14 protein-coding genes, 1 tRNA gene and 1 pseudogene are annotated in these 13,314 nt (G+C 63.8%); 8 read left to right on the top strand and 8 right to left on the bottom strand.

Going from position 1 to position 13,314, the window contains the following annotated elements; all coding sequences use genetic code 11:
- Positions 1–31: 31 nt before the first annotated feature.
- Positions 32–1,684 (bottom strand): DHA2 family efflux MFS transporter permease subunit, encoded by a 1,653-nt coding sequence (locus ACIHA7_RS23250; protein WP_397293008.1) that lies wholly within the window; start codon positions 1,682–1,684, stop codon positions 32–34.
- 145 nt (positions 1,685–1,829) lie between these two features.
- Between ACIHA7_RS23250 and ACIHA7_RS23245 the strand changes: the two genes are divergently transcribed.
- From ACIHA7_RS23245 to ACIHA7_RS23230, 4 genes and pseudogenes are all read left to right on the top strand, one after another.
- The gene (locus ACIHA7_RS23245; RefSeq protein WP_397293007.1) at positions 1,830–2,372 is read left to right on the top strand and encodes a MarR family winged helix-turn-helix transcriptional regulator; all 543 of its coding nucleotides are present in this window, start codon (positions 1,830–1,832) and stop codon (positions 2,370–2,372) included.
- 207 nt (positions 2,373–2,579) lie between these two features.
- A pseudogene (locus tag ACIHA7_RS23240) lies at positions 2,580–2,690 on the top strand (hypothetical protein); the annotation flags it as partial.
- Between the two features lie 122 nt (positions 2,691–2,812).
- Entirely contained in the window at positions 2,813–2,902 is a 90-nt protein-coding gene (locus ACIHA7_RS23235) for a hypothetical protein (RefSeq protein ID WP_397293140.1), read from the top strand.
- A gap of 160 nt (positions 2,903–3,062) precedes the next feature.
- Positions 3,063–3,728 (top strand): class I SAM-dependent methyltransferase, encoded by a 666-nt coding sequence (locus ACIHA7_RS23230; protein ID WP_397293139.1) that lies wholly within the window; start codon positions 3,063–3,065, stop codon positions 3,726–3,728.
- A gap of 29 nt (positions 3,729–3,757) precedes the next feature.
- On the opposite strand, the gene ACIHA7_RS23225 is transcribed toward ACIHA7_RS23230, so the two are convergent.
- The gene (locus tag ACIHA7_RS23225; protein WP_397293006.1) at positions 3,758–4,336 is read right to left on the bottom strand and encodes a TetR/AcrR family transcriptional regulator; all 579 of its coding nucleotides are present in this window, start codon (positions 4,334–4,336) and stop codon (positions 3,758–3,760) included.
- An 89-nt stretch (positions 4,337–4,425) separates the two neighbouring features.
- On the opposite strand from ACIHA7_RS23225, the gene ACIHA7_RS23220 reads away from it, so the two are divergent.
- Complete coding sequence (locus ACIHA7_RS23220) at positions 4,426–5,601, top strand: cytochrome P450 (RefSeq protein WP_397293005.1); 1,176 nt, start codon at positions 4,426–4,428, stop codon at positions 5,599–5,601.
- 534 nt (positions 5,602–6,135) lie between these two features.
- Here ACIHA7_RS23220 and ACIHA7_RS23215 read toward each other — a convergent pair.
- From ACIHA7_RS23215 to ACIHA7_RS23200, 4 genes are all read right to left on the bottom strand, one after another.
- Positions 6,136–7,902, bottom strand: coding sequence for a caspase domain-containing protein (locus ACIHA7_RS23215; protein ID WP_397293004.1), 1,767 nt, complete (start codon positions 7,900–7,902; stop codon positions 6,136–6,138).
- A gap of 13 nt (positions 7,903–7,915) precedes the next feature.
- On the bottom strand, positions 7,916–8,239 hold the full coding sequence (locus ACIHA7_RS23210) for a hypothetical protein (RefSeq protein WP_397293137.1): 324 nt from the start codon (positions 8,237–8,239) through the stop codon (positions 7,916–7,918).
- A gap of 271 nt (positions 8,240–8,510) precedes the next feature.
- Positions 8,511–9,329, bottom strand: a complete 819-nt coding sequence (locus tag ACIHA7_RS23205) for an IS3 family transposase (RefSeq protein ID WP_397293003.1) — start codon at positions 9,327–9,329, stop codon at positions 8,511–8,513.
- A 48-nt stretch (positions 9,330–9,377) separates the two neighbouring features.
- Positions 9,378–9,665: a transposase gene (locus ACIHA7_RS23200; protein ID WP_397293002.1), complete on the bottom strand. Its 288-nt coding sequence runs from the start codon at positions 9,663–9,665 to the stop codon at positions 9,378–9,380.
- A 553-nt stretch (positions 9,666–10,218) separates the two neighbouring features.
- Here ACIHA7_RS23200 and ACIHA7_RS23195 point away from each other — a divergent pair.
- Positions 10,219–10,692: a hypothetical protein gene (locus ACIHA7_RS23195; RefSeq protein ID WP_397293000.1), complete on the top strand. Its 474-nt coding sequence runs from the start codon at positions 10,219–10,221 to the stop codon at positions 10,690–10,692.
- 535 nt (positions 10,693–11,227) lie between these two features.
- On the top strand, positions 11,228–11,494 hold the full coding sequence (locus ACIHA7_RS23190) for a hypothetical protein (RefSeq protein ID WP_397292999.1): 267 nt from the start codon (positions 11,228–11,230) through the stop codon (positions 11,492–11,494).
- On the opposite strand, the gene ACIHA7_RS23185 is transcribed toward ACIHA7_RS23190, so the two are convergent.
- Both ACIHA7_RS23185 and ACIHA7_RS23180 read right to left on the bottom strand, forming a co-directional pair.
- Positions 11,473–11,560 (bottom strand) — tRNA-Leu (locus ACIHA7_RS23185). The genes ACIHA7_RS23190 and ACIHA7_RS23185 overlap by 22 nt on opposite strands.
- 121 nt (positions 11,561–11,681) lie before the next feature.
- The gene (locus ACIHA7_RS23180) at positions 11,682–12,551 is read right to left on the bottom strand and encodes an NAD(P)-dependent oxidoreductase (RefSeq protein ID WP_397292998.1); all 870 of its coding nucleotides are present in this window, start codon (positions 12,549–12,551) and stop codon (positions 11,682–11,684) included.
- Between the two features lie 145 nt (positions 12,552–12,696).
- Between ACIHA7_RS23180 and ACIHA7_RS23175 the strand changes: the two genes are divergently transcribed.
- The gene (locus tag ACIHA7_RS23175) at positions 12,697–13,056 is read left to right on the top strand and encodes a winged helix-turn-helix transcriptional regulator (protein WP_397292997.1); all 360 of its coding nucleotides are present in this window, start codon (positions 12,697–12,699) and stop codon (positions 13,054–13,056) included.
- Positions 13,057–13,314: the final 258 nt, after the last annotated feature.

Raw genomic sequence — 13,314 nt, 5'->3', positions numbered from 1 at the left:
TTCGAGGAACGAACAGATGGTTGATCGAGAGTTAATCAGGTTGTCCCGCAGTAGTTTTCACGGCGCGCCTGGCTCGTTCTGTCTCCGTGTCCGCGGTCTCGGCCGCACGGCCGGACGGAATCAGCAGCGTCGCCACGACGCCGAGCAGCACGAAACCGGCGGCCAGGTAGCCGCTGATCGTGACCGCGTCGGTCATCGCAGCCCTGGCAGCGTCGGCGACAACGGCGGTCTGCGGGTTCGCGCCCAGCGGGCCGATCGTGGCTCCGGCACTGTCGGTCACCGCGCGAGCGAATCGGCCGACGGCATCGGCAGGCAGCTCCGATTCGGAGAGTCGTTCGCGCAGGCCGGAATCGAGTGTCGTGAAGAAGACAGAGGTCAGGACGGCGATACCCAGCGCCGACCCCAGTTGCCGGAATGCGCTCTGCACCCCAGCCCCCTGCCCGGCGCGCTCGGCGGGCACCTGCGCCAGCACGACATTGGTCACCTGAGCCGTCGCGAAACCGACGCCGACGCCGTACCCGATGAGTGGCACGATGATCTGCCACCACGGCGTCTCGGTGGCGGCGGCCACCGCCAGTGCAGCCAGGCCGAGGCCCTCCAGAACCAGGCCGATGCGTAGCATCGCCAACGGCGAAAGGCGCGCAGTGAGCGGATAACTGGCACCGCTGGCGAGGAATCCGCCGCCCGCGATGGCCAATACGGTCAGACCGGTCTGGACCGGGCTGTACCCGAGAGCGAACTGCAGCCACAGCGGCAACACGGCGACCAGCCCGAACTCCCCCAGCGCGATGACGGCACTGGCGAGGTTGCCATTGCGGAACGACGCCACCGAGAACAACCGCACGTCGACCAGGGCCTGCTCCGGGTGATCACTCGACGCCTGTCGCATCTGCCGTAAGACGAACGCGCCCAAGACAATACCGGCCGCGATCAACGCCGACAACGCCGGTGACGGACCACTCCCCCAGCTCCACCCCGCCACCCGCAACGGCGCGATGCTGGCACCCCAGCCGTACGTGCGCCCCTCCACCAGGCCGAAGGCCGCCAGTCCCAAGCCGACCACCGACAGTGCCACGCCGACGCCGTCCACCCGGGCAACCTGCCGTTTCGACGGCGCCAGGAACAACAGCACTCCCACGCACACCAGCACGGTCAGCGGGATATTGATCCCGAACGCCCATCGCCACGACGCGTGCTCGGCCAGCCAACTCCCCAGCAGCGGCCCGACCGCGGTACCGATACCGATGGTGGAGCCCCATACCGTGAACGCCTGATTGCGGCTCTTACCGGTGAAGGTCTGATTCAACAATGACAGCGAGGTCGGCAGGATCAACGCCGCCGACGCCCCCTGTAGGAACCGAGCCAGGACCAGCACCGCGCCGCTACCGGCCAACCCGGCCAGCAGACTGGTCAAACCGAAACACACCACGCCGATCAGGAAGACCCTGCGCGCCCCGACCGAGTCGGCAACCCGGCCGGCCACCAACAACAGTGCTGCGAACAAGACCGCGTAGGACTCCTGCACCCACTGCCCCTGCAGCGAGGTCACGCCGAGATCTTCGATGATCGACGGAAGTACGACGTTCACGATCGTGGTATCCACCACGATCAGCGCCACGCCCAGCGCGATGGCCACCAACCCCAGCCAGCGCCGAGCGGCCGCGCGATTCTCGAGGACGGTCATGGCTCACACACCTCTTCTATCGGTCGACACCACCGCACGCGCATCAGAATGTTTCACCGTGAAACAACCTTGGCCGATGCTAAGGTCGTTTCACGATGAAAGCAAATGGTCGCCTCATGCTGTGCGCGAAGCGAAGGAGACGGCGGTGACCGAAGACCGCGAGCAGTTGCAGCAGCAGTTGATCGACAGCCTGCGCCGGCATGCGGTGGACTACGAGGACCTGCGCCGCGCCTTCGCCACCTGGCTGTCGCTGCACTCCACCGACGCGAACGCGCTCGCCGAGATCGCCAATCAAGAACTGCTCGGGCAACCGCTGACCCCCGCCGCCCTCGGCCGGCGAATCCACCTATCCCCTGGCGCGACCTCCAACCTGCTCAACCGACTGGAGAGCGGCGGCTATGTCCGTCGCAGCCGGGAAGGGCGCGACGGCCGAAAGGTTCTGCTGCACACCGGCGGACAGGCGTTGGCCGTCGCACACGAGTTCTTCGACCCACTGTCGGCCCGTCTTGTCGACGTGATGAACCGCTATTCGGTCGAGCAACTGCAGCAGGTCAGCAACTTCCTGCACGAGGTACACCTGACCTTGCGCGACCTGCTGTCCGCCCCACCGCAGGCTCGTACCACCGCGGAAGTTCCGCGCAGTGACCCGAAATTCGCTGGCAGTCAGCAAGACTCAGCACACCCGTAGCTCGGGCATGTTCGCGCCGCGTTTCCGATCGCGAAGCAGCCCACGCCCGGAGCCATCCGCACCGACCGACCCTCGGGTGATGGCACAGCTGCCTTGAGAACCGGTCGGCGCCATGGTCGACAACACCTACGCCGCCGACCAGAACCCGCTCCATCACGCCGACCCGGCCATCCACTCGGCCACTCCATCCGCTCGCTAACCGTACGAGTGCAGGCCCAAAACGACTCCGCCGCCGCGATCGCCGCCCATCTGGCGCCCCATCCGCGCATCACCCGTGTGAACTATCCCGGTCTGGCCACCGGGGAGGCCAAACGCATCGTCGACACCCAGATGCGTGGCGGTGGCGGCATCCTCAGCATCGTCCTGGACGCCACCGCCGACCAACGGCCGCCGCAGTCGACCGGCTACGCATCTTCTCCCTCGCCCCCAACCTCGGAGGCGTGGAAAGCCTTGTCACCCAAGCCATCACCACCACTCACCACGGCCTCGACCCCGACGAGCGCACCCGCCGCGTATCACCGACGGCATGATCCCCATCGAAGACACCGACGACCCCCTCGCGGACCTCACCTGAGCCCTCGGCACCGAATACCCAACCCCGGTCGGCCGACACCCCCGCGCTCGGCCGGACCGGCATCGGATGTGGTTATCGTTTTATCGCTGGTCACAGACGACAATCGGAGCGCACACATGGTGAACAAACTGCGGGGACTAGCCCAGGCTCAAGGCCAACACTGGGAATCTACCTACCGCGCTCACCCCGGCATGTACGGCGACGAACCCTCGGCTCCGGCCGTATATACGGCCGGGCTGCTTCAGGCTGCGGGCGCGCGCAATGTGCTCGAACTCGGTGCCGGTCACGGCCGAGACTCCCTCTACTTCGCCCGCGAAGGTTTCCACGTCACCGCGACCGACGCCAGTTCGGTCGGGTTGCATCAACTCGACGAGCGCGCCCGCGAAGAAGACCTCACCTCACACGTCACCACGATCGTGCACGACGTTCGCGACCGGCTGCCGTTGCCCGATGCATCCATGGATAGTGTCTTCGCGCACATGCTGCTGTGCATGGCCTTGTCCACCAAGGAAATACACGCCCTCGTCCAGGAGATCCGCCGGGTTCTGCGACCGGGTGGCAGCTTCGTCTACACCGTCCGCCACACCGGCGACGCCCACTATCGCGCAGGCACCGCCCACGGCGACGACATCTACGAACATGGCGGCTTCGCCGTCCACTTCTTCGACCGCACGCTGGTCGGCGACCTCGCCGACGGCTGGACATTGAACGAGGTCCACTCCTTCGAGGAAGGCGAGCTGCCACGCCGGTTGTGGCGTGTCACCCAGACGCGGCCTCGCTGAACCTCGGCATGCTTTGTCCGCCGAGGGCCTCAGTGCTCGCGGGCCGCTTGGATCACGCCATCGACGGCCCGCTGGATGCGTTCGGCGGCCCGGTCGGGATCGGGGCGGCCCGCGTCGAGCCAGGCGATGACCGCTTCGAGAGTCACAGTCGGCAGCAGGCGCGCCGCCCAGTTGCGCCAAGACGGGTCGATGTCGGGGATCTGTTCGGCGAGTTGATGTTCGGCGATCTCGATCGACCTCGCGCGCAGGGTGTCGATCTGCTCACGGAACTCAGGTTCCCGGGCCGCGTGCCGAAACAGCAGCCGGAAGCCATCGGGATCGGCAGCGGCGGCACGCAATAGCGCGGGAATGCTCCCGTCGTCGAAGTCGCCGGTGCCGACGTGTTCGGCGAGGCGGGCATGGGTGCGGTCCAGAACCGCTTGGTAGAGATCGGCTTTCGAGGCGAAGTGGCGATACAGGATCACATGGGTGACCCCCGCCTCGGCAGCCACCGCATCCAGCCCGGTCGCCGCGAAACCGCCACGCGCGAACGCCCGCGTGGCCGCGGCCATGATCTGCTCACGCCGCTGCGCACGCGGCATCCGCTCGGTCTTCGCCCGCTCGGCCATCAACACCTCCTTCGTTGTTCACAGCATAATGTACAAATAGACTTGTATAAGATGACTTAAACATCAACTAGTGCATGCCGAGGTTCGCCATGAACGCACCCGTCCAACTGCCGTTCGAGCAGACACAACTACTCCAGGTCGCACCCCAATTACGAGAACTGTTGTCGCAGGGAGTGATTCACCGCGTACGCACTGCGGTCGGTGATGACGCGTGGCTGATCACCGGCTACGATCTCGTGCGCGACCTGTTGACCGACGAACGCCTCGGACGATCGCACCCGCACCCGGACACCGCCGCCAGGATCGGCGAATCGGCGCTGTTCGGCGGCCCGCTGGGCGAGTTCACCACCGAGCAAGCCGATCACGCCCGCATGCGCGTACTGCTGCAACCCCACTTCTCACCCAAGCACCTCCATCAGCTGCGGCCCCGCGTCGAGACCCTCACCGTGGGACTGCTCGATGAGCTCGCCGAGCACGGCCCGCCCGCCGATCTGCACGCCATGCTCGCCGAACCACTGCCGATCCTCGTGATCTGCGAACTCCTCGGCGTGCCCTATGCGGACCGTGACCAGTTCCGCGCCTGGACCCAGGCGGCGGGAAACATCACCGACCGCACCCGATCCGAGCAGGGCCTGGCCGAACTGTTCAGTTACGGAATGGGATTGGTCGCACGCAAACGACGCGAACCAGGCGATGACGTGATCTCGCGGCTGTGTGCGACCGAAGGCGTTTCCGACGTCGAAGCCGCCGGGTTGTCGATGGCGTTGCTGTTCGCCGGTCATGAAACCACCGTCGTGCAGATCGGCCTCGGCGCCCTACTGCTGCTCACCGCACCCGGCCAATGGCAAGCCCTGCACGACAATCCGCGCTTGCTGCGCACCGCAATCGAAGAAATCCTGCGAGCACCCGGCAAAGGCGGAGGCGGCATCCCCCGCTACGCACGCACCGACTTCGAAATCCACGGCGTCACCATCCAGACCGGAGACCTCCTGCTACTCGACAACGGCGCAGCCAACCACGACCCGACCGCCTTCCCCGACCCCGACCGACTCGACATCACCCGCAGAGCACCCGCCCACCTGAGCTTCGGCCACGGGCGGCGCTACTGCATCGGCGCACCACTGGCCCGCATCGAACTACACACCGTCTTCGCCGGCCTCATTCCAAGATTCCCGAACATGCGACTGGCCACCGACATCGAACAACTCCGCACCCGCCGCGACGTACTGACCGGCGGACTGGTCGAGCTCCCTGTGACCTGGTGACAAACGCGGCGATCACGGACGTATCGGCGATGCCGTCCAACGAGCTCGAGGTCTACCGACAACAGGCCGCAAGATGACCCACAACCACGAAACACGGGTGGTGGTGACTGAAGTTCAGCCACCACCACCCGTGTGCGTAAATATCGTGTCCGGAGGGGGACACACGCGCTAAACACACGAATCGACCTGCGAAGATGATTGCCAGACCGATCGTTATGGACTCAGCAGGGTCAAACGTGGCCCATTGGATCACAACCCGCCTAGGCCCGTTGCCCGCCCAACGGCCCAAGAGCGCATTTCTTAACTACAGTGCGCGCCGCCCCGAACCACGGTTCATCCAAGGCGGCGTCTGTGCTCAGGTGCGAGGGCCTTTTAAGCAGGGTGTATCGGCCGAAGGTCGTAAGAATCAAACGTCGGTTCGTCCCAGTGCGCGGCTCGTCGGTGCTCCGCCACCGTTCGGCCCGAACGACTGATTGAACATGCGAAGCAAGACTTGACCGCGCGACACTCAGATGACTCGTTCATGCCGTACTGTTAGAAGTGCAGTTCGATGCGCGGGCCGACAAAATAGCCGAGCGACTCGTCCGAACGCTCTCGAAGCTCGGCCTCGTCCAGTTGAGCGAAGGCGGCCATCGCATTCAACGCGGGGATCCATCGTTCTGTAAGAAGTTTTCCGAAGTCGGTCCCGAATTGCTGGCGTTTCTCTTCGTGAGTCAACGAAGGAGTTAAGAAGCACATTGCGATCATCTGCAGGGAAGACGTATGGGTGCTTGAGAAGAACAACCAGAATGGGAATTCTTTGTCGAGCGAATGAATGAACGCGCGAACCTCCTCGATTTCGAACAGCTCTTGGGGTGTATCGTTATATCCGTCAATTCGGAGGTCCAGCGTACCCTGCGCAGCGCGGGCTACGTCAGGCGTCTCCGTGAGCCGCTGTAGCGTACGCAATGTTGGTGCGATATCGCCCAATTCGACGTCCCGAAGATCGACCACGATATGCAGTGCGTCGAAAAACAGGTTCTTCTCCGAGGGTCCCTGGGCTCCGACCGTAAGCAGGTCTGCAGCCAGCTCGGCATCGTGATATCGCGCGTATGGTGATTTCGATTCCATCAGTTCGACGTTCAACTGACGTGCCAGGGTCTCGAACTGGGTAGTACTGATGGGTCCGCGCAGTTCGGCCAAGTTTCCGACAAGGTCGAACTGCCATGCCCAGACATTTCGGCGGTACTTCCAGGGTCGACCGGTGACGTTGCCTTCAGCAAAGGTCAATTCGGAGATCCACCCTTTGGCGGGCGGCGCGATATTGCAGATGACGATGATGTGACGTGCCCCGTTGGGTCTGGTTACCTCAGAGACGTACAGGACCTCCTGCGGGCCACAGTTGACTGTCAGAAGCCTGTGACTTCCATTTGCTTTAGCGGTGGAGGGAAGCGCGCTTACGTTCCAGCGTTCCTTCTGCGTAGTCAGGGGATCCGGGATGCACCGCCTGACGTATCCGCCGACAAGGCTGCGGATCATCGGATAGGCGGCATGCTTTGACAACTCGTCGAAACGACTTGGAGCAGGCGCAAGATTCTTGATGAACCCGAGATTGCCAGTATCGTCGGTGCATCTGCGTCGCGGTTCCGGCGCGCTCTGAGCACGCAGAACTCGTCTCAGATGGTCATAAATATTATCGAGGGTCAGACGTTCCGGACCGCCTGGAACGCCCCCCTTAAACAGATCGAGCAGTGCTCCGGTGAACGTCGTGTAACGCGCGCCCTCCGGGGCATGCGCGGGCATGTTCTCTGCCGTGGACGTCAGAGTATAGGTTCCACCCACTTCCAACTGCGGGATGGCTTGTTCTGCAGCACCGCCGCTCATGGCCTCGATAGCACGTCCAGAGAAGCAGCAGTCCAGGATCAACACTCGATGGGTCGCGCGTGATTTCGCCACGATCTGGCAAACGCCCGCAACATCGAGCGCACGCCAAAAGAGGGGCGGCCTCGGTGTCTCAGGCAAGCTCAGAAACAGGCGACCGCCCTCATCCAGCAAGCCGTGGCCAGCGTAGTAGACCAGCAACAGGTCCTCGGCGCTAGAGGCCGCAATGTGCAGCGGCGTCATGACCGAGTCAAGGGTGTCCGGGTTGAGGAGGGTCTCGCAATTCGCTGATGGAAAACCCAGACCGCGATCGCTTTTCACTACCTCTGCCAGGTCGTGGAGATTGTTGGTCACTGCAGGTAAATCCGTTAACTCAGCTTCGCTGTAGGCACTCGTGCCGATCAACACCGCCTGGGAACGCCGACCGTCAGGCAATCGCATAATCCCCTCCATGTCATGGCCGCGGCGCACCGAGCATGGTGGCGACCTGATCGGCTGCCGGGCCCTCACTGGTGATCTCGACCTGGGTGCCGTTCGATGCGGTGATCTTTACGATCAACGTGGACCGACGTTGCTGCAGCCACACGGAGACGGATCGCACCAGCACCGTTACCGCTCCGCCACCGCCGAGGGCAACGACCAGGACCTCGTCGAGAGCCCCCATTTCGCCAGGCGAAATTGCCTGTGCCCGCGTGTGAACACCGCCGCGGAGCAGCGGCTCCCGAGAGAGCCAGTCTCGCAGCGACACGAGTTCGGGGTGCGTGTCGTCACCCCCCACCTGAAGTTGAACTTCCACAGCGGCTCTCCCCTCTCGACAGTGCTGGGCAGACTATCATGCTCAGTCACCGAGCTAGCCACCAACTACGCTGCCTCCCAGCAAATTTCGATACCGCACACACCAACCCCTCCTGAGCGCGTCGATACGGTGCTACACCACAGGGAGCCCGGACAGCACAGCGGTCGCGCGCGGCTGGCGACCCTATCCAGAGTTCGACTCAGTTCACGACGGGTGAGGTTGCCCCAGTTGCCCGGACAGTTTTCCTGACCGTTCACGCTGCCGCGTGAGCGGTGGTGTGAGCTCGTTCGTACTCCACTGGGCTGAGCATCGCAATCCTCGAATGCCGTCTGACGGGGTTGTAGAAGGCTTCGATGTATTCGAAGATCGCGTTGGCCAGTTCCTGGCGAGTAGCCCACACCCTAGTATCGAGTAGCTCCAGTTGCATTGTGCCGAAGTAACTTTCGACCATACTGTTGTCGAAGCAGTCACCGATCGAACCCATCGATCCCAGCAGCCCGGCCTGACGGATGCGCTGACCGAACGCCCAACTGGTGTATTGAGATCCGTGATCGGAATGCGCGACCGTCTGCCCGGGCCGCCACCGTGCCATGTCGAGTGCGTCGCAGACGAGCTCGGCGCGCAGATGATCAGCGATCGACCAGCCCACGATGCGGCGGGAGAACGCGTCCAGCACGACCGCGCAATACACCCACCCCTCACCGGTGCGATGCTGGGTCACATCCATGCACCACAACTTGTCCGGACCGTCGACGACGAACCGCCTGTTGACCAGATCGGGGTGCGGGCTGGCGGCCGAATCCCTGACAGTGCAGCCCTTTCGGCGGCGGAACACCCCTTGCAAGCCTGCCTCACGCATCAGTCGGGCCACACGATTGCGGCCCACCCGCAAGCCCAGCCCGAGCCGCAACTCGGCGTGGACCCCTGGGGCGCCGTAAGTGCCGCGGGAGGCCAGGTAAATATCGGTGATCGTCGCTGTGAGCTCGGCGTTCGACCGTGCTCGCGCGGACCGGCCGCGGTTTCTCCACTCGTAGTATCCAGAGGTCGAGACCCCCAGCACGCGGCAGGCCACCGTGACCGGAACACCGGGTGTGGGCCAGCTGCGCGACCGCCGGGAACACTATTCTGGGAGGACGTTCTCCGCCGCGAAATACGCTGCGGCCTTGCGCAATACCTCGTTCTCCAACTGCAGCGCACGGTTTCTGCGCCGTAGCTCGGTCAGCTCTTTTCGCTCGGCGCTGGTCAGGCCCTCGCGTTTGCCGTCGTCGGCATCGGCGATCGCCAGCCAGTGACGCAAACAGGATTCAGAGATCCCCAAATCTGCGGCGACCTTGCCGATCGACCTGCCGGAGGTCCGAGCGAGCTCGATCGCGCGCTGACGGAACTCCGGTGGGTGTGCAGGTGGCATCCGGACTCCTTCCGGAGGCGAGTATCTCCTCGCCTCACCGTCGGTGTCCGGGAAACTGGGGCAACCTCAGAACCTCGTTCCGCGCGCCTCCTTGATACGTTCGCGTATCGCTAGAAAGAAAGGAAAGGTGATGGGTATGATCAAGAGCCGTGCGATCAACAACCGTTCGTTCGTCGCCGTCTCCTCCGCGATAACCCTAGTCAGCTCAGCCGCCTTGTGCGGAGTTGTCGCAAGCTCGGCCACGCCAGACCCGACCCCCTTTCGATGAGATTGTTCGCACCATGGTTATGCCGCGGCGCGGAATGGCTGGAAATGGATGACCATTTCGCGTTCGCCTGAAATTCAGAAGGTCCCCGGTTCGATCCGGCCCTGGACATCGACTATCTCACCGAAACCCACGGTATTGGGGATTTTTGCGTTCACACCTTAACTAAGCACCGCGCTCTCGTTGGCCCTGATTGACCGCCGAATACCGAGTCTTATCGCACAGTACTCCGTGTAAGTTTCGCGTCTAGCACTGCGGGTTTAGGCATGCCGAGTACCGTTCTGGTCCATGACCGTTGCAGCCTTTGTGGTCTCACTCGTAGCACTGGCAGTGGCTATCGCAAGCGCAGGGTTCACCTGGCGGAACGTGCGAGTGAACCTTGACCGCCGCCGGGACGAGCTAAAGCCGCAATGGGGTCGCAGGGAGATCGCGACCCGTGATCCCACCTTTCGGATCTACGAGCTGGTGCTGGTGCTAGAGGTCGGTGACCTGGACTCGATCACCGTTGAGTTCGCACAGGATTGGCCCGCGTTTGTACCAGGCGCACTGGGAGTTATCTCGTCGAAGTGTGCAGAGTTCGGCTCGATGACGGACGGCGATGAAGCCTGGTGGCAAGTTGATGTAGGTCCGCTGGGCGAGCATCCAGCGTCGAGCTTCCGCCTCAAGCTCACTAGTCGATCAGGCAAACACACGTGGACACAAACGTTCTCGATCCCGGAGCCGCATCGTCTCATTCCGCTGCCGCCAGCAGAGGGTGAATGAGTCTGTGGCCTCTTCTTCCTGCTTCTTCGTACCGGCCATCCTGCGCTGAGGGAGGGGTTAATCAAGGGTGCCGTAGGCACCATACTTCGGAGACTGGGTGCCATCGGAGCATGCATCTTCGGCAGTCGCGCGAAGGCTGAAAGGACGGGTGAGGAGTTGCCCCTCCATGCCGCTACAAGAACCCCACCTCCCCCAGTCAGCGAACGCTCATGCGAATCGCGGTTCCCGCTGGCATTCCGGTGCACAGAAAGCCGCTCTCGGTCGGGACTCGGTGTGACGGGTCGCGATCGCTCCACCCGTGACAGTTCCGATCAAGGCAGGCGTCGAAAGATCGACGTGGCCTGTCCAGATGAGCCGCCTGTACTGAATCCGGCGGCCCCAGACCATCGCGACCCTCCTGGAAACCCAGGAGACCGATGACACAGACGCCGTTCGCGCACTGCTCCGCCGCCGAATTACCGACGCGGACACGAAGTTACAGCGCCACCTGGCAGCCATCGAAGCAGGCGTAGCCCCAGCCGCTTTCGTGACCTCGATGAACGCAGCACAGGCGGAGAAGGCGGCTGCACGAGCCGAACTCGACGCCATCCCAAAGCCGATCCGACTGACCGAAACCGAGATGAACAAGCTGATTGAATCAGCAGGAGACATCCGCGCCGTACTGGCTGATGGGGCTACGGAGGACAAACAACTTCTCTACGAAGCCCTGAACATCCAGGTCCGGTACCAGCACCGACAACAGCTCGCTGTTGTCAGTGCCAGCCTCCCTGGGTTTAGCACTGGTGTCCGGAGGGGGACTTGAACCCCCACGCCCGTTAAAGGGCACTAGCACCTCAAGCTAGCGCGTCTGCCATTCCGCCACCCGGACCGGTGGTGCTCAGCAAGATTATAGGATGTGGCGGCGTGGACCAAATCGCGGGCTGACCATGCGTTTTACCGGGGTGTTGGCGGAGGGTGGGCTCCCGGGGGTGGGATGGGAGCCCGGTCCTTCAGCGGAGCTCTTCGATGGTTCTGGCGAAGTCCTCGGCTCCGTGGCCGTCGGCGATCTGGCGGTCGATGAGGTTTTTGATGGGGGCGATGAAGTCGACGGTGACGCCTGCGTCGCGGGTGGCGCGGGTGATGGCGTCGAGGGCGGCTTTGTGGAAGGCGAGGGATTGGGTGGGGGTGGTGTAGTCGCCGCTGTCGATGATGTCGCCGTAGGCGGGGAAGGACTGGGCCATGGCGGTCACCCATGGCACGGCTCGTTCGGCGAAGGAGCTGGCGGAGACGCCTACGGAGCGCAGCATGGCGGCGCCGTGCATGAAGCCGCTGAACATGGCGTACATGTTGGCGAGCAGGGCGAAATCGTAGGTGGAGGCCAGTCCGGCGTCGTCGCCGAAATATTCTGCGGCGGCGAACAATTCGAGGGTAGCGCGGTGCTGGTCGAAGAGGGCCTGAGAACCGCTGTAGAGGATGGCGGCACCGGGCTGCCCGATCATGGGCGGGACCGCCATGATGCCGCCGTCGAGGTAGTCGATGCCGTGTGCGGCTGCCCAGGTGGCGAGTTCCCTGGCTTCCTCGGGGGCGGTGCTGGTCAGGTTGATGACCTGTTTGCCGGTCAACCGGTCGACGACCGGGTCGAGGGTGACGTGCACGGAGGCGTGATCGAGGAGGACGACGATGATCGGGCCGCCGGCCTGGACGGCTTCGGCGACCGAGGCGGCGCCGGTGGCGCCGGCGGCGGTGAGGTCGGCGTCCTTGCCGGGGGTGCGGTTCCAGACGGTGGTCGGGTGGCCGGCCTTCAGCAGGGTTGCGGCCAGCGCCTGGCCCATCGCGCCGAGTCCGAGGACGGTCACGGGGGTGTTCGTGGTTTCCGCCATTGCGGGGTCAACTCCTTGGCAAGTGTGTGAACAGGTGGTCAGCGCGCTGGAACCAAGGCTGCTCTTTGCCCGCCGCGGCGACAAGTACCTACTATTTAGTCCGGTACTTACCCATGGGTGTGTGAACAGGTAGCGAGGTCGGACGATGGGCGAAAAGAGATCCGGGCCATACTTCTGCGGCATCGACGCGGCGATGGACGTGATCGGCGGCAAGTGGAAGGCGCTGATCCTGTGGGAGCTGGAGACGCATGGGATCCGCCGCTTCGGCGAGCTGCGCCGGGGGCTGCCCGGCGTCTCGGAGAAGATGCTGATCCAGCAGCTGCGCGAGCTGGAGGAGGACGGGATCGTATCGCGCGAGGTCTATCGCGAGGTGCCGCCGCGGGTGGAATACCAGCTCACCGCGTTGGGTAGCGCGCTCAACCGCGCATTGGAGCCGCTCGGCGCCTGGGGGCGGGACCGCATCGACCGGATCGGTGCGGACCGGGTCCATCCAGTGAATGCCTAGTAACGCCGCGGGTCGGGCTCAACTGTTGTGGCAGAGGGGCTTTCACCGGTGCTCGGCGGCGTTGGGATGTGCGGCAATGTCCGCACATGCTGATCGGTCGCGGGTACCGGGTGCTCGGTCGTTGGCATCAGCCATAGCGCGAGGATGACGAGCAGCAGGGCCGCCGACCCACCGAGGATCGGTCGCCAGTAAACGAGCACGTGCGGATGATCGGTGCCGCAGCTCGATTCGTTACCCGCAAACGCGAATGTGCTTGCC

Source organism: Nocardia sp. NPDC052316 (assembly GCF_044547795.1).
Lineage (GTDB): Bacteria > Actinomycetota > Actinomycetes > Mycobacteriales > Mycobacteriaceae > Nocardia.
Note: the sequence above shows the minus strand (reverse complement) of the source record. Positions and strands in the feature narration are given on the sequence as shown.